Below are 15,332 nucleotides of genomic sequence, written 5' to 3'. Positions count from 1 at the left end.
TCGTTTCGACGCAAATTTCAGCAAACGATCGTTAGTGGTGAAAAATATCGTTGACTCATTGCGTCAGGTAAGTAGAATGCAACGCATCGAACGGCAGCACTGATTGCCAGACGATAACAAAATCAAGTGATTAACAAAGTTACTTGGTGATGCGGGAATAGCTCAGTTGGTAGAGCACGACCTTGCCAAGGTCGGGGTCGCGAGTTCGAGTCTCGTTTCCCGCTCCAAATTTATGACATCGGCAATAGCGGATGTTGGCTGAAAAGCCAGAAGATTTCGGCGCGTTAGCAAAGCGGTTATGTAGCGGATTGCAAATCCGTCTAGTCCGGTTCGACTCCGGAACGCGCCTCCAATTTTTTCCCGAGCCCGGATGGTGGAATCGGTAGACACAAGGGATTTAAAATCCCTCGGCGTTCGCGCTGTGTGGGTTCAAGTCCCACTCCGGGTACCATGGGAAAGAACAGAATAATCAAAGCAATAAGCAGTGTCGTGAAACCACCTACGGGTGGTTTTTTTGTGCCTGTTTTTTACAAGCATAGAACTCACTATTGCACATCAATCTATCGCCGAATCGGCGCGTTAAACATAAAGCCCCCTCGGGCAGGGTTGTTGATAAAACCATCGCGGGCGGGATTATAGTTGTGGTCCTGGAAACCATTCATCAGGATGGGATCGCCAAAGCCATCCTGTATCGCCAGGTGTCTGTGGATTCGGTTTCGTGCCCTGAACGTGAAAACGAAATCATCCGTCCCGCCAATGATGATCACGCCATTACCGGCTCGAAGTGCCGCGCTTAACTCTTGCTCTCTGACGGCCTGGTTTTGTAACGCGCTGGATGTGGCAGAAGATGACGACAGCAGCAGTAATATGAGAACGGTGCATGAAAATACCGATGGCAGTTTCATGATTAATACCTATTAAAAGTATGGCTATTAAAGTATAGCTTTATGTTGTCATCTCAACTAAAAAGAAAACCAATAATTTAAACCTGATGCCCATACTGAGTCTGAGGGGCCGGAAGAGTAGTGCCGCGCAGTTAAGAACTATAATAAAAACAGTCGGCAGGTGATAACTCCTGTTTGCCAATCGCGCTGGTTCAGGGGGCAGCTATGAACATTTCATCTTCTCCGATAGTCATGTTCGCAGCATTGCTCACCTTTAGTTGTGCAGCATATTCGGTGGAAAAAGGTAATATTTTTTCGCAGAATGCCAGGGCTATGGATCCCATCGCATTTTCTCAACAGTCATTTAATAACCTGACCTCTTATCAGGTCATGATGCGCTCCTCGTCGCCATCCGAAGAAAGCAAAATTATTCGCTATAGCTTTCAAAAGCCTGGGTATGTGCGGATGGATTTTACCCAACCGCATTCAGGAGCGGTGCTTATCTTTAATCCTGTCAGCGGTAAAGTGACGTTATGGCCATTTGGTGTGGGTTCTTTGCCCATTTTGCACCTGTCGCCTACTAATTCATTGATCCAGGATGAGCGTGGTCATCGGGTGGATCGCTCTGATATCGGCGTGTTGTTGGGCAATATTCGTCATCTGCAACGCGAAGGGACAATGACCACTGTTGGCAAGGAAAACCTTGCAGGACGGGCGACGACGCACGTATCTGTGGTTGGGCCTGGAACAATGGTGGTTGATGGTGTTCACCGCTATGACGTCTGGCTGGATAATTATCACGGACTTCCTGCCAAAGTGATCAGCTATGCGCCAGATGGGCAGCGATTAGAAACCGTGCTTCTGGATGCTATGGTCATTAACATCCGTTTTCCCGCCAATTTCTTCTCACCCTGAAGGAGGCTGTATTATGGCTGACTATCAGTTTTCCACCGTCTGGCGGGTTGAGGCTTCTATTCAGGAGGTATGGGATGTTTTTTCTCATCCCGATCAGTGGCCTGAATGGTGGGAAAGTCTGGAACGCATTGTTGAAATTAAAAAAGGTGATATACAGGGCATTGGGGCGCTGCATCGTTATACCTGGAAAGGAGCGCTTCCCTATCGCTTAACCTTTGACATCAACGTGTTAAATATTCTGCCTTGCTCGCTGCTTGAGGGACAAGCTAGTGGGGCGGTAGAAGGGCGAGGTGTATGGTATTTTTCTGCCAGTGGCGCTGAGACCATCGTCAGATATGACTGGAATGTTCGCACCACGATTCGTTGGATGAATTACCTGGCCCCGCTGGCGGCACCCGTTTTTCGCTGGAATCACGATACGGTCATGCGCGAAGGGGCCAGAGGGTTAGCCCGTAAGCTGGCAACGAATGTCTATATTTTCTGAACTCGCCCTCACGGCTGTACTTTTTGCCTGCCTATGGCTTACTATTTGTCGCGCAGTTTCTTATTTCATTCGCAGTTAACAGGTCTGTTATTGATGAATAACCTCCATCGGCTCACCTTTTTATGTCAGCGTCTGTCTGCTGTGATGATCGTATACGGTTTTTACCTGCTTAGCCGTAGTTCAACTCTTACAACATGGACAGACAGCAATGCAACGTCGACAATTTCTCAAAAATAGCGTTCTCCTTTCGGCCGCCGGTTTAGTCGGTCCTGCGGTTATTAGTCAGACGGTTCGCGCCGCTGAGCCATCCGTTGCACCAGCCGTGCGTCGGCGCTTTGTATTATCCCAGACATATAAACTTAACCCTCCTAAGGGGTCGAGCGGCGTGGTAAAACTGTGGATCCCGCTTCCGGTAGATACCGCGTTTCAACAAATGACGGCGCTTGCCTTTAGCGGAAACTATAAGCAAGCGTATGTCACCACTAATAATACTTATGGCGCGAAAACGCTGTTTGCCACCTGGCCTGACTCGCAAGGCGAACTGTTGATTAACGTTGATATCGACATTGAAACCGCCGACTGGGAACCGCTGAAGCAGGACGCGTTGAAAACCTGGCAAGCGCCGGAGCAGATTATTTACCCGCTGGATGTAAAACCGTACCTTTTGCCGACGGCACATACCCCAGTTGATGGGCTGGTTCTGGAAACCGCACGTAAAATCACCGGTAATGAGCAGGATCCGCTGAAAAAAGCACGCCTGATTTACGAGTGGGTGAGTAGCCATATGGAGCGCGATAACGACGTTATCGGCTGCGGCACGGGGGATGTAGCGGAGATCTTAAAAAGCGGTAAGCTCAAAGGAAAATGCACCGACATGAGCTCCGTTTTTGTGGCTCTGGCGCGTGCCAGCGGCATTCCGGCGCGTGAACTGTTTGGTATCCGTCTGGGCAAGGCCAATAAGCTCGAACGTTACTCGAAAAGTGCATTTGGCAAAGCAGACAGCGCAGGCGTTGCTGATGTGAGCGGTGGGCAACATTGTCGTGCCGAGTTCTATCTGGCCGGTTACGGTTGGTTACCTTGCGATCCTGCTGATGTGACCAAAATGCGTCTGGCAGAGAAAAAATCGCATCAGGACGCCGATGTCCAGGCGGTAAACACTTACCTGTTTGGTAACTGGGAAATGAACTGGGTTGGATTCAACTACGGGCGTGATTTCGAGCTGTATCCGGCAACGGAGCAGGGCGCGGTGAACAACTTTGGTTATCCTTATGCTGAAGTTGATGGCGACCCGATCAATTTCTATGATCCTAAAGCGTTCTCCTACAGCTATGTCGCCACAGAACAACGCTAAACGGGCGGGACTCACCCTGTTGACGGCTGCGGTAGCTGCCGTCACTGCGGGCTTATGCTGCGTTGGACCGCTGCTCTACCTGCTGTTTGGTATTTCGGCGGCGAGCTTTGCTGTTTTCACCAAGTTTGAGTTTTTGCGAACGCCTCTGGTGCTGCTATCCCTGGGATTATTACTGCATGTCTTCTGGCGGCTCTATTTTTCCAAACGGCTGTGGTGTTCAGGCTGGCTAACGCTGAGGCAAGCGCGCATGTTCTACTGGTGCGCACTGGCATTGATTTTGCCAGTGTTATTTTACCCAACGCTTGTTGCCTGGTTTTATGAGGTATTTGAATGAAGATCTTCACGTTAGTTGCATGCTTGCTATTACCGCTGTGGGCTCAGGCGGCAAACCAAAAAGTGGTGCTGGATATACAAAATATGACCTGCTCGCTATGCGTTATTTCGGTCAATCAGGCGCTACGTGAAACCGACGGCGTGATTAAAGCAAAGTCCTCCCTAAAAACCCGACAAGCAGAAGCGATTGTGCCAGAAGGTTTCCCAACCGATACTTTACTTAACGCGGTAGCGAAAACGGGATATACCGCAACGCTCAACCGCATTGAACAACAGTAAACCACCTGCGGGTGGTTTTATTGTGTTTTCCCGGTATGATGCCCGGCGGCTTAGTGTTCTCTTTTGTGCGTTAACTTCCGGAATTCCCCTCGTTTCCTGTTAACCTGAACAGGCGGCAACTGTATGCCGCATATGCCCATTTGTATCTGTTATCCCTCCAGCCATGTAGGATGATCACAGGCAAGATTTTTTGACTAAGGAAAAGCGTTATGAAAACGGGACCATTAAACGAGAGCGAACTGGAATGGCTGGATGATGTACTGACTAAGTACAATACAGACAAGGCTATTCTGGATGTGTCAGAACTGGATGGTTTGCTGACGGCGGTGCTGAGTTCACCGTATGAAATTGAACCAGAGCAGTGGCTGGTCGCAATTTGGGGCGGCGCGCAGTATGTCCCTCGCTGGTCCTCCGAAAAAGAAATGACGCGTTTCATGAACCTAGCGTTTCAACATATGGCGGATACGGCCGATCGTCTGGATGAATATCCTGAGCAGTTTGAGCCGCTGTTTGGTTTGCGTGAAATTGACGAGCATGAACTGACCATCGTTGAAGAGTGGTGCTTTGGTTATATGCGCGGCGTTGCACTGTCAGACTGGTCCGCGTTACCGGACACGTTAAAACCAGCACTTGAGGCTATTGCGCTGCACGGTACGGAAGAGAACTTTGCGGTGGTTGAGAAATTGACACCTGAAGCGTTTGAAGAGAGCGTCGATGCCATCCGCCTGGCTGCGCTGGACCTGCATGCTTACTGGATGGCGCATCCTCAGGAAACGCCGGTCAAAGTACCGGTGAAAGTGGATGCCAAAGTAGGGCGCAATGACCCTTGCCCCTGTGGCAGCGGCAAGAAATATAAGCAGTGCTGTTTGCATTAACAGAAAGGGGCGAAAGCCCCTTTGTTTTAACCCACTTCTGGTAGTAATCCTGCTGCAATAGAAAACTGTACTGCGATCACCACAATGCCGCACAAGAATACCAGCGCCAGCGCTGGAGCACCGCCGGCTACGCGGTAGTTGGCCTGCGGATTATGTTTTCTGCTCTGCCAGGCCAGCATCGAGGGAATGAGCAGCGCCAGCACCGCCAGGGCAACGCCCGCATACCCTAATGCCATGACAAAACCACGCGGATAGAACAGCGCGAATGCCAGCGGCGGCAGGAAGGTCACCACGCCGGTTTGCATTCTTCCCGCTACGGTATTGCGGCGCTGGAAGAGGTCGGCCAGGTAGTCAAATAATCCCAATGCAACGCCGAGGAAAGAGGTTGCCAGCGCGAGGTCGGCAAACAGATGTACCGCCAGTTCGACGTGCGGCGAAGCCACGACTTCACGCAATGCCTGCAATAAGCCGTTTAAGCCTGCGTGATTGGCTAAAAGCCCCATGAACGTTGTCGAGTTAATGCTGCCAAGCGTCGCCAGTTGCCAGAAGATATAGGCGACCAGTGGAATAGCGCTACCCGTAATAAACACCCAACGCAGTTTACGGATGTTACCGTTCATATAGCTGACGATACTGGGAACACTGCCGTGAAAACCGAACGAGGTGAAGATGACCGGGATTGCGGAGAGCGCTAGCCCCTGTTGCAGCGGCAGCGTAAGCAGGTTCACTTTATGGATATGCGGCATTAACAGAGCCAGCATCGCCACCAGGAAGATTATCTTGGCACTGAATAGCAGACGGTTGAACAGATCGACCAGCGAGGTCCCAACACAAACCACGCCTCCGGCAACAAAGGTGAACAGCAGTACGCCTGTTGTCGGGGATATATTTGTTCCGGTCCAGTCGCTGATGCTGGAGGCCAGCAGTTCACCTGCACCACTGATGTACGCCGCCGTCAGGGCATACATTAAAAACATCATGCTAAAGCCCGTTACCCATTGTCCGTAACGACCAAGATAACGTTTTGCCAGCGTACCCAGCCCGGTGTCTGCCGGGACATGTTGATATACTTCAAGCAGCAACAGCGCGGTGTAGCACATCAACGCCCAAAGACTGACTAACAATACCAACGTGACGCTAAACCCCACGCCTGCCGCAGCCAACGGCATTGCCAACATACCGGCACCAATCGTGGTTCCCGCCACGATAAAAATACTACCCAGGGTTCTGTTTTTCACGCTTTCCTCTGTCCCAGAGATAATCAACGGTTATATCTGCGGCGCAGGTTAAGGCAAAACGCTATGTTCGTCAAATCGACGTTACAATGGTTGTACATTAATGTTTACGATATTTTTGACCATTAAGATGCATAACAAATGACATTTATCTGCGGATAAACCTGCGTTAGCGCAAAGCAGCGCCGTGCGGTTCACATTAGGCTACGGTCTTTATTGAGGAGGTAGTATGGAATCTATTCACGGTCACGAAGTGCTCAACATGATGATTGAATCTGGCGAGCAGTATTCAAATGCCAGCCTTGAAGCGGCGATTACGGCACGTTTCGGCGAGCAGGCACGTTTCCACACTTGTTCTGCGGCAGATATGACGGCAGGCGAGCTGGTGGCGTTTTTAGCGGCGAAGGGAAAGTTTATTGCAAAAGAAGACGGCTTCTCTACGCACGAAAGCAAGATCTGCCGTCACTGATTTTAATGGGTAATGATGGCGGGTTGCCTTCATTACCCCAAAATATTAATTCTGCGTATCAAGCGTAGCCAGTTCTTTATCGATGAAATAAAGACCTTCGCCGCTTTTCCCTGCCAGCGACAGCTTATCAATAACAGATTTAAATAATTTCTCTTCTTCATGCTGCTCGGCAACATACCATTGCAGGAAATTAAAGGTTGGATAATCCTGGTGGGTCATTGCCGCGTGTGCCAGCTCATTAATTTTCTGGGTGATCAGCTGCTCGTGTTCGTAAGTGACACGGAACAGTTCATCCAGAGACGCATATTCAGCAAAAGGAGAAGAAACGGTATTAATGCGCGGCAAGCTGCCGGTATCGGTCAGGTAGTCGAACAGACGCTGCATGTGCGTCATCTCTTCCTGGGCGTGACGGCGCAAAAACGCGGCGGCACCTTCGAAGCTGTGATAGCTGCACCACGCGCTCATCTGTTGGTAGAGCAGAGATGAATATAATTCAAGATTCATTTGCTCATTCAGTTGGTCGATCATTTCTGTTTTCAGCATGGTTCTGCTCCACAAACATTATTATATATTGACGTGGCGTCACTATAATTTGTTATTTAATTATTTGCAAAAGGTAAAATAATAAATTTATTTATTAAAAATGCGAATGGGAATAAAACGCATTAACGATATTAAGCGGAGGATATAAATAATAAAGTGGTAAAAGACCAGCAAAAATGTGCTGGTCGGAAATATTAATAATTGAATGAGGGGGATTGCGATACCGCGACACCATGACACTGCCAGGCGAGTGTAATTTTGGTATTTAAGCACAAAGAGCCTGCATATACGCTGCAGGTTGACACCGGCTGACCAAACGCTTCAGCGTTGGCATAGCCCAGGCGCTGACACTCTTTGGTGGCTGTCCCTTGGGTAACGTAGTCATCGGTACGTGCTGTTTGTAACATGGCCTGATTATAAGTCAGGCGAACCACACCAGTGATGGCGCTGGCTTCGCTGACCTGTGCCTGTTTTGTAATTGTGCATCCTGTCAGCACGAGCGGCAAAAGCGCTAGGATAAAGGTCTTCATGAGATCGCTCTGAAAGTTCGAAGATACACTATCATGGCATACAGAGGCCCTCATCAATGGCTTGAATAGCCCGAAGATCACCTGTGATTAATCACAACGAGGTCATTTGTTTGAGGCAATTCTGAACTGTTCAGACAAGAATGTGAGCGCAACTTTGTTTTTTAAAACTAAATTTCATTAAATTTGAAAGTGTGATTGCAAAATAGTAATGTGGCTGAATGTTATGACTTTCAGCGGGCTACCGCAGCGCATTCAGGAGAGTACAGAATGAAAATTGCATTGATGATGGAAAACAGCCAGGCAAGCAAAAACGCCATCATCCATAACGAGCTTAAAGCCGTTGCGGATGAGAAAGGTTTTCCGGTCTATAACGTTGGGATGAGCGATGAAAATGATCATCATCTGACCTACATCCATTTAGGCATTATGGCCAGTATCCTGCTTAATTCCAAAGCGGTTGATTTCGTGGTCACCGGTTGCGGAACGGGCCAGGGGGCAATGATGTCACTGAATATCCATCCGGGTGTGGTGTGTGGTTATTGCCTCGATCCTGCAGATGCGTTCTTGTTCTCTCAGATCAACAACGGCAACGCGCTTTCTCTGGCATTCGCCAAAGGTTTTGGCTGGGGTGCTGAGCTGAATGTGCGCTATATGTTTGAAAAAGCGTTCACCGGGCGTAACGGCGAAGGCTACCCACCGGAGCGTAAAGAGCCGCAGGTGCGTAACGCCGGTATTCTGAATCAGGTGAAAGCGGCTGTAGTAAAAGAAAATTATCTGGACACGCTGCGCGCTATCGATCCTGAGCTGGTGAAAACCGCTGTATCGGGCCCGCGCTTCCAGCAGTGCTTCTTTGAAAACTGCCAGGACAAAGCAATCGAAGCGTTTGTACGCGAGGTAATTGGCTAAATCCTGTTGGCCCGGCAGCGTTCACCCTCCGGGCTACCTGTTCTTGTTCGATACTGCACTTCCTGCATCACGGGCGAGCCGCAGCGTATCCACCATACCTACCAGACAAATAATGGCAATAGCGACAAAGGCCAGCCGGAAACTGATCCCTGGAATATTGCCCAATGCCAGCCTTTCACTGACCACATCGCCAATGCGGATCCCAATAGCGGCTAAAGAAATGCCCAATCCCACCGCTAATTGTGTCGCTGTACTGAACAGCGTATTAGCGTAGCTCATTTGTGCCGCGGGGACGTCCGCGAAGGCAAGCGTGCTGACGCCGGTAAACTGAATTGAGCGGAACACACCGCCCAGATACAACACCAGCAAAATAACCCACACGGGGGTCTGCGGCGTAATTAATGCACAGGCCAGCAGCGCCAGAACGTTAAGCGCACCGTTAATCAACAGCAGTTTCTTAAAGCCCAGCCAACGTATCAACGGTGTGGTGGCCGGTTTAATCGTCAGATTGCCCACAAATACCGCCAGCACCAGCGAACCCGCGTGAAAAGCGTTCATGCCAAAACCTACCTGAAACATTAACGGCAGCAGAAACGGCACGGCGCTGATAGAGGCACGAAACAGCGATCCGCCATACATGGTGACGCGAAAAGTAGGGACGTTCATGGCATCAAGGCGAATCATTGGCCATGCGGCGCGACGAAAATGATGCAGGGCAAACAGAAATGTCACTGTTCCAAGCGCCAAAAGTCCGGCGGTCAGCCAGCCCTGAGGCTGTTGGGTTCCCAGTAACTCCATGGCATACACCAGGCTTACCATCGCAACAGAGGTTGTGATAAATCCCGTTATATCAAATGGGCGGCGCTCGTTGTCATGAATATCCGGGATAAAACGTAGCGCCAGCGCAATCGCCAGTATCCCGAGCGGTACATTGATGAAGAAGATCCAACGCCAGTTGGCATAGCTGGTAATGAATCCGCCAAGGGGAGGGCCAATGATGGGGGCGACTAACGCGGGCCAGGTCAGGGTCGCAATAGCGGTGATCAACTGATGTTTAGGCGTGGTACGCAATACCGCAAGTCGGCCAACCGGAACCATTAGCGCGCCACCTACACCCTGTAAGATTCGCATGGCGACAAAGCTCTCAAGGCTTTCGGACAAACCGCATAAAACCGAGGCGAGAGTAAATATCGCCAGCGCCAGGGTAAACACCTTTCGGGCGCCGAAGCGATCCGCAATCCAGCCGCTGGCGGGAATCAGCACCGCGAGGGTAATCAGATAGGCGCTGATACCTATGTTCAGGTCTACCGCTTGCACGGCAAAACTCTTCGCCATGTCGGGCAGTGCGGTGGCAATCACCGTGCCGTCAATAAACTCCATAAAGAAAGCCCCGGCAACAAGTAATGCAGCCGGGGATAGACCGCGTTTGTTCTCAACCGCTAAATGTTCACTCATCATGTTGTGCTTGCCATCTCAAAAGAAACTGACTGGATCTATTTTTATTTTCCAGCGCATTCGTAATGCATGCGCGGCTATCGTTTCGTTCGTTGAATAGGTACTATGACGACCTTTCTATAAGGAGCTCACTATGTCCCAAACACTGAATGCCGATCAGGAACTGCTCTCGGACGTTGTTGCCTGTCAGCTGGTTATCAAGCAGATTCTGGATGTTCTTGATGTTATTGCCCCAGTAGAAGTGCGGGAGAAAATGTCCAGCCAACTGAAAAGCATCGATTTCTCCAGCCATCCTGCGGGCGCCGATCCGGTTACTATGCGCGCAATACAAAAAGCAGTTGCCTTGATCGAGTTGAAATTCACGCCGCAGAATGAATCTCACTAAAATAAACCGTTGTTTCAGGTTTTAGAAAGGTTTTTTTGCGCCTCGCAGAATGAGAGGCGTGAGCGTAGAGAAAATTAAGCACCAGCCGGATAAGGTGCGTCGCATCGTTATCCGGCATTAACACGATGAAAATTGAAGATTAGTGATGTTGATAATTCACGACGTTCAGCAGATGCTTATCGGTTTGCGCCATGCACAGTCCCGCACGTTTAGCGCTGCGGACTTCATCAAGAATCGTTTGTAACAGCACGCCATCCTGCTGCTGCTCTTTTTCCAGATCGTGAAGAAAATCAATGGTTGTTGCATCATTCAAGGCTTCTGCTTCATTGGTCAAGCGTGATAGCTTGCTGTAACGCTGTTGGTATTCATCCAGCGTTTTCTGAAACAGTTCTTCAAGAGAAGTTAGTTCATCACCCGGAACATCAATAGCCTTGACGATGGGGTTAGCCCCGGCACTTTTCATAAAATTGAACATACGCATCATTTGAGTCACGTTACCTTGTGCCTGAGTGCGTAGAAAGGTTGCGGTGCCAGTCAGGCTGTGTTCGTAACACCATTCACTGAGATGCAGGTAAAGATTCGATGCGTAGAACTCGAGGTTCATTTGTGTGTTGAGTTTATGAACAATTCCAACTGCAGCCATATCAATATCCTTATTTCCAGAAAGGGGGATGTACGTTACTTACGTCAGTGCAACGGGCTGCCGCTACACATCACCTCTACGTACAATTAAAACTGTTAGCAGAATAAATCCGTTCCGCCGGTCCTTTAGTGATCACGAATTATATTCGCTCCCGATCGAGATTCAGCATAACTCCTGTTCCGACTTAAGAAAATCCTTAAATCTGCGTATTTATGATTTTTTACATATTGTCATAGCAATATTAGTGATTTTTCTGCTTGTGTATATAAGTGGTGTGAATATAAGAGATTGATATTTATGGGATTAAATCCAAGTATTAATATTGAAATGATGTTTCATATCACGAAATGGAATTTCACAATCAGGTATTGTCTCTCACCGGATGATTATCCGGCCTTGGGATGGAGAAATTTCATTATCGGGACGTGTCAGTGAACGTTATCTGCTGGCTAATTTTTTGCGCCAGATCAGTTTTGTGGAAATTAATAAAGTTAAGCGCCTGAATGATTCGGCATTTATGGTTTGGTGTATTTGGAAAAATCGAGGAGTGTGTATGAAAAAGGTTGCCGTGCTACTGGCACCTGGTTTTGAAGAGGCGGAAGCCATTGTTACCATTGATATTCTGCGCCGCCTGCAGATCGAAGTTGAAACACTGGCCTGCGCCGAGTCCCGTGCGGTGGTGAGCTATCATGACGTGCCGATGGTGACGGACAGCACGCTGGCTGCGCGTCAGACGGATCTTTACGATGCCGTTGTGTTACCGGGCGGGCCGCAGGGCAGCGTTAATCTTGCCGCCAGTAAGGCTGTCATCCAGTTTATCGCTCGCCATGACGAGGCAGGAAAACTCATTTGCCCGGTGTGTTCCGCGGCTGCGCGCGTGCTGGGTGGCAACGGCCTGCTGAAGGGGCGTCGCTACGTGTGTTCGGGGGATCTGTGGCAAAACGTAACGGATGGGGAATATATCGATGCGCCGATTGTGGAAGATGGCAACCTGATTAGCGGTAAAGGGTTAGGGCATATTTTCGATTTTGCATTGACGCTTGCGGCGCGTCTATTGGGAGATGATATTCCGGTTCGCGATCACGCTGATCACATTTATTACCGATGGTAAGCATTTTCCCGAATACTCCGGTATTCGGGAACAAGGATTCGTTGGCTGATGTTATGGACTAATCTGCTATTCCTCTTTTTTCCCGTCGACAAAACCGCGTTTTTTTATGTCATTTCCCGCTGAATTTATGTACGCAATTACTGTAATTCTGTGGTGTGATGCCGCTCTCTTATGGAGAATCAATTTCCCGCTACAAATACTCTCAGCACTGGCATTGATCTTATCAATAAAAGGTAATGCCTTGTTTTACGTCCGAATTACAAAAAATCGTCTGATTTTACCCTACATAAAAGAACGTTAAAGCTGGAGTTAACCATGCACAAATTCACTAAAGCGCTTGCTGCCATCGGTCTGGCGGCCATTATGTCACAATCCGCTATCGCTGAATCCATGAAGCTCGGTTTCCTGGTCAAACAGCCGGAAGAACCGTGGTTCCAGACTGAATGGAAATTTGCCGATAAAGCCGGTAAAGACCTTGGTTTTGAGGTGATTAAAATTGCCGTCCCGGATGGTGAGAAAACCCTTAACGCCATCGACAGCCTGGCTGCAAGTGGAGCAAAAGGGTTTGTTATTTGTACGCCAGACCCAAAACTGGGGCCAGCCATTATGGCTAAGGCGCGTGGCTACGATATGAAAGTCATTGCCGTCGATGACCAGTTTGCCAACGCCAAAGGTAAGCCGATGGATACCGTACCGCTGGTGATGATGGCGGCAACCAAAATTGGTGAGCGCCAGGGCCAGGAGCTGTACAAGGAGATGCAAAAACGCGGTTGGGATGTGAAATCCACCGCCGTAATGGCCATTACCGCCAACGAACTGGATACCGCACGTCGTCGTACTTCTGGTTCAATGGAAGCGCTTAAAGCCGCAGGCTTCCCGGAAAAACAGATTTACCAGGTCCCAACAAAATCGAATGACATCCCCGGCGCATTCGACGCCGCTAACTCCATGCTGGTTCAGCATCCTGAAGTCAAACACTGGCTGATTGTCGGCATGAACGACAACACCGTGCTGGGCGGCGTACGTGCAACCGAAGGGCAGGGCTTCAAAGCGCCAAACGTGATTGGTATCGGGATTAACGGCGTTGACGCGGTTAGCGAACTGTCTAAAGGCGAAGCGACCGGGTTCTACGGTTCACTGCTGCCAAGCCCGGACGTTCACGGCTACAAGTCCAGTGAAATGCTCTACAACTGGGTAACGAAAGGTGCAGAGCCACCGGCATTCACTGAAGTGACGGATGTGGTGCTGATTACCCGCGATAACTTCAAAGAAGAGCTGGCGAAGAAAGGCTTAGGCGGTAAGTAACACAAATGCCGGATGTGACGTCAACGCGTCTTATCCGGCCTACGAATTGCGTCCTCAGAAGGCCGGATGAGGCAAAGCCCCCTCCGGCATAAAGATCTGACTCACGGAGACGTTATGCAACAGTCTACCCCGTATCTCTCATTTCGCGGCATTGGCAAAACGTTCCCCGGCGTTAAGGCGCTGACGGATATCAGTTTCGACTGCTATGCCGGACAGGTGCATGCGCTGATGGGCGAAAATGGCGCCGGGAAATCAACACTCTTAAAAATTCTCAGCGGTAACTATGCGCCAACGACGGGATCATTGACGATCCGCGGACAAGAAGTTTCCTTCGCGGATACCACTGCCGCGCTCAGCGCCGGCGTCGCCATTATTTATCAGGAACTGCATCTCGTCCCGGAAATGACCGTTGCCGAGAATATTTATTTAGGGCAGTTACCGCACAAAGGCGGGATTGTGAACCGCTCGCTGCTGAACTATGAAGCAGCAATCCAGCTGAAGCATCTGGGCATGGATATCGATCCCGATACCCCATTGAAATACCTCTCCATTGGTCAGTGGCAGATGGTGGAGATTGCAAAAGCGCTGGCGCGAAACGCCAAAATTATTGCGTTTGATGAACCGACCAGTTCCCTGTCAGCACGTGAGATTGAGAATCTGTTTCGTGTCATCCGTGAGCTGCGCAACGAAGGACGCATCATTCTGTACGTTTCGCACCGTATGGAGGAGATTTTTGCTCTCAGCGATGCCATCACTGTGTTTAAGGATGGTCATTACGTCAAAACGTTCACGGATATGCAGCAGGTCGATCACGACGCGCTGGTGCAGGCGATGGTCGGGCGCGACCTCGGGGATATCTATGGCTGGAAATCCAGACCGTATGGCGCAGAGCGTCTGCGGTTGCATGAGGTAAAAGCCCCGGGCGTGCGTACACCAATCAGTTTATCCGTGCGAAGCGGTGAAATTGTCGGGCTGTTTGGCCTGGTGGGGGCCGGACGTAGCGAATTAATGAAAGGACTGTTCGGTGGTACGCGTATCACGGCGGGCCAGGTATTTATTGATGAACAGCCTATCGATATCCGTAAACCAAGCCATGCCATTGAAGCAGGGATGATGCTGTGCCCGGAGGATCGCAAAGCCGAAGGGATCATTCCGGTCCATTCAGTGCGCAACAACATCAACATTAGTGCACGACGTAAGCATGTTCTGGGGGGATGCGTGATCAACAACGGCTGGGAAGAGACCAATGCCGATCACCATATTCGTTCACTCAACATCAAAACACCGGGTGCAGAGCAACTGATCATGAATCTCTCCGGCGGTAATCAACAGAAGGCTATCCTCGGTCGTTGGTTATCGGAAGAGATGAAGGTGATTTTGTTGGATGAGCCTACACGCGGCATTGATGTAGGCGCCAAGCATGAAATTTACAACGTGATTTATGCCCTCGCAGCGCGCGGTGTGGCCGTATTGTTTGCTTCCAGTGACCTGCCAGAAGTGCTCGGTGTCGCCGATCGTATTGTGGTGATGAGAGAAGGCGAAATTGCCGGTGAGTTACTTCATGAACAGGCGGATGAGCGCCAGGCGTTGAGCCTTGCTATGCCTAAAGTCAGCCAGGCTGTAGCCTGA

The 15,332-nt window shown here is 49.9% G+C and carries 18 protein-coding genes and 3 tRNA genes; 15 read left to right on the top strand and 6 right to left on the bottom strand.

Annotation, left to right across the window (positions count from 1 at the left end):
- The first annotated feature begins 151 nt into the window (after positions 1-151).
- The 3 genes from SK34_RS02335 (at position 152) to SK34_RS02325 (ending at position 451) form a co-directional block, all read left to right on the top strand.
- Positions 152-227, top strand: a tRNA-Gly gene (locus SK34_RS02335).
- A gap of 51 nt (positions 228-278) precedes the next feature.
- Positions 279-352: transfer RNA gene (locus tag SK34_RS02330), tRNA-Cys, on the top strand.
- A gap of 12 nt (positions 353-364) precedes the next feature.
- Positions 365-451 (top strand) — tRNA-Leu (locus SK34_RS02325).
- Between the two features lie 109 nt (positions 452-560).
- Here SK34_RS02325 and SK34_RS23345 read toward each other — a convergent pair.
- Positions 561-905, bottom strand: coding sequence for a hypothetical protein (locus tag SK34_RS23345; protein WP_044711107.1), 345 nt, complete (start codon positions 903-905; stop codon positions 561-563).
- A gap of 204 nt (positions 906-1,109) precedes the next feature.
- Here SK34_RS23345 and SK34_RS02315 point away from each other — a divergent pair, with 204 nt between their 5' ends.
- The 6 genes from SK34_RS02315 to SK34_RS02290 all read left to right on the top strand — a co-directional run bounded on the left by SK34_RS02315 (position 1,110) and on the right by SK34_RS02290 (position 5,121).
- Positions 1,110-1,799, top strand: coding sequence for a LolA family protein (locus tag SK34_RS02315; RefSeq protein WP_048232259.1), 690 nt, complete (start codon positions 1,110-1,112; stop codon positions 1,797-1,799).
- A gap of 13 nt (positions 1,800-1,812) precedes the next feature.
- Complete coding sequence (locus tag SK34_RS02310; protein ID WP_048232257.1) at positions 1,813-2,283, top strand: SRPBCC family protein; 471 nt, start codon at positions 1,813-1,815, stop codon at positions 2,281-2,283.
- A 208-nt stretch (positions 2,284-2,491) separates the two neighbouring features.
- Positions 2,492-3,634, top strand: coding sequence for a transglutaminase-like domain-containing protein (locus SK34_RS02305; protein WP_048232255.1), 1,143 nt, complete (start codon positions 2,492-2,494; stop codon positions 3,632-3,634).
- On the top strand, positions 3,612-3,968 hold the full coding sequence (locus tag SK34_RS02300; RefSeq protein WP_003034578.1) for a mercuric transporter MerT family protein: 357 nt from the start codon (positions 3,612-3,614) through the stop codon (positions 3,966-3,968). The genes SK34_RS02305 and SK34_RS02300 overlap by 23 nt, the downstream gene beginning before the upstream one ends.
- A complete protein-coding gene (locus SK34_RS02295; protein ID WP_003833910.1) occupies positions 3,965-4,246 on the top strand; it encodes a heavy-metal-associated domain-containing protein in 282 nt (93 codons plus the stop codon). Before SK34_RS02300 ends, SK34_RS02295 begins: the two co-directional genes overlap by 4 nt.
- Positions 4,247-4,455: 209 nt before the next feature.
- Positions 4,456-5,121 carry a YecA/YgfB family protein gene (locus SK34_RS02290; RefSeq protein ID WP_003034581.1) on the top strand — a complete coding sequence of 222 codons (666 nt, stop codon included), beginning with the start codon at positions 4,456-4,458 and terminating at the stop codon, positions 5,119-5,121.
- 26 nt (positions 5,122-5,147) lie between these two features.
- On the opposite strand, the gene tyrP is transcribed toward SK34_RS02290, so the two are convergent.
- Complete coding sequence (gene tyrP / locus SK34_RS02285; protein WP_032949537.1) at positions 5,148-6,359, bottom strand: tyrosine transporter TyrP; 1,212 nt, start codon at positions 6,357-6,359, stop codon at positions 5,148-5,150.
- A 226-nt stretch (positions 6,360-6,585) separates the two neighbouring features.
- On the opposite strand from tyrP, the gene SK34_RS02280 reads away from it, so the two are divergent.
- On the top strand, positions 6,586-6,825 hold the full coding sequence (locus SK34_RS02280) for a YecH family metal-binding protein (RefSeq protein WP_003034586.1): 240 nt from the start codon (positions 6,586-6,588) through the stop codon (positions 6,823-6,825).
- Between the two features lie 45 nt (positions 6,826-6,870).
- Here the strand turns inward: SK34_RS02280 and ftnA are convergent, their stop codons facing one another.
- Positions 6,871-7,368 carry a non-heme ferritin gene (gene ftnA, locus SK34_RS02275; protein WP_003034588.1) on the bottom strand — a complete coding sequence of 166 codons (498 nt, stop codon included), beginning with the start codon at positions 7,366-7,368 and terminating at the stop codon, positions 6,871-6,873.
- Positions 7,369-7,562: 194 nt separating this feature from the next.
- Positions 7,563-7,898, bottom strand: a complete 336-nt coding sequence (locus tag SK34_RS02270) for a YecR-like family lipoprotein (protein ID WP_048232253.1) — start codon at positions 7,896-7,898, stop codon at positions 7,563-7,565.
- A 267-nt stretch (positions 7,899-8,165) separates the two neighbouring features.
- Here SK34_RS02270 and SK34_RS02265 point away from each other — a divergent pair, with 267 nt between their 5' ends.
- Positions 8,166-8,804 (top strand): RpiB/LacA/LacB family sugar-phosphate isomerase, encoded by a 639-nt coding sequence (locus tag SK34_RS02265; RefSeq protein WP_003034591.1) that lies wholly within the window; start codon positions 8,166-8,168, stop codon positions 8,802-8,804.
- Between the two features lie 33 nt (positions 8,805-8,837).
- Here SK34_RS02265 and SK34_RS02260 read toward each other — a convergent pair whose 3' ends face one another.
- A complete protein-coding gene (locus tag SK34_RS02260; protein ID WP_048233757.1) occupies positions 8,838-10,259 on the bottom strand; it encodes an MFS transporter in 1,422 nt (473 codons plus the stop codon).
- A 133-nt stretch (positions 10,260-10,392) separates the two neighbouring features.
- On the opposite strand from SK34_RS02260, the gene SK34_RS02255 reads away from it, so the two are divergent.
- Positions 10,393-10,644 carry a DUF2766 family protein gene (locus SK34_RS02255; RefSeq protein ID WP_003034595.1) on the top strand — a complete coding sequence of 84 codons (252 nt, stop codon included), beginning with the start codon at positions 10,393-10,395 and terminating at the stop codon, positions 10,642-10,644.
- A 139-nt stretch (positions 10,645-10,783) separates the two neighbouring features.
- Here SK34_RS02255 and SK34_RS02250 read toward each other — a convergent pair whose 3' ends face one another.
- On the bottom strand, positions 10,784-11,287 hold the full coding sequence (locus SK34_RS02250) for a non-heme ferritin-like protein (RefSeq protein WP_003034597.1): 504 nt from the start codon (positions 11,285-11,287) through the stop codon (positions 10,784-10,786).
- Between the two features lie 553 nt (positions 11,288-11,840).
- Here SK34_RS02250 and SK34_RS02245 point away from each other — a divergent pair.
- The 3 genes from SK34_RS02245 to araG all read left to right on the top strand — a co-directional run bounded on the left by SK34_RS02245 (position 11,841) and on the right by araG (position 15,332).
- A complete protein-coding gene (locus SK34_RS02245) occupies positions 11,841-12,398 on the top strand; it encodes a DJ-1/PfpI family protein (RefSeq protein WP_003034599.1) in 558 nt (185 codons plus the stop codon).
- 315 nt (positions 12,399-12,713) lie between these two features.
- Positions 12,714-13,703 (top strand): arabinose ABC transporter substrate-binding protein, encoded by a 990-nt coding sequence (locus SK34_RS02240; RefSeq protein ID WP_003034602.1) that lies wholly within the window; start codon positions 12,714-12,716, stop codon positions 13,701-13,703.
- A gap of 114 nt (positions 13,704-13,817) precedes the next feature.
- Positions 13,818-15,332, top strand: coding sequence for an arabinose ABC transporter ATP-binding protein AraG (araG, locus tag SK34_RS02235; RefSeq protein ID WP_016150536.1), 1,515 nt, complete (start codon positions 13,818-13,820; stop codon positions 15,330-15,332).

The organism is Citrobacter sp. MGH104 (genome assembly GCF_001034485.1).
Taxonomy (GTDB): Bacteria; Pseudomonadota; Gammaproteobacteria; order Enterobacterales; family Enterobacteriaceae; genus Citrobacter; species Citrobacter freundii.
This window is presented reverse-complemented; position numbering and strand designations above follow the sequence as displayed.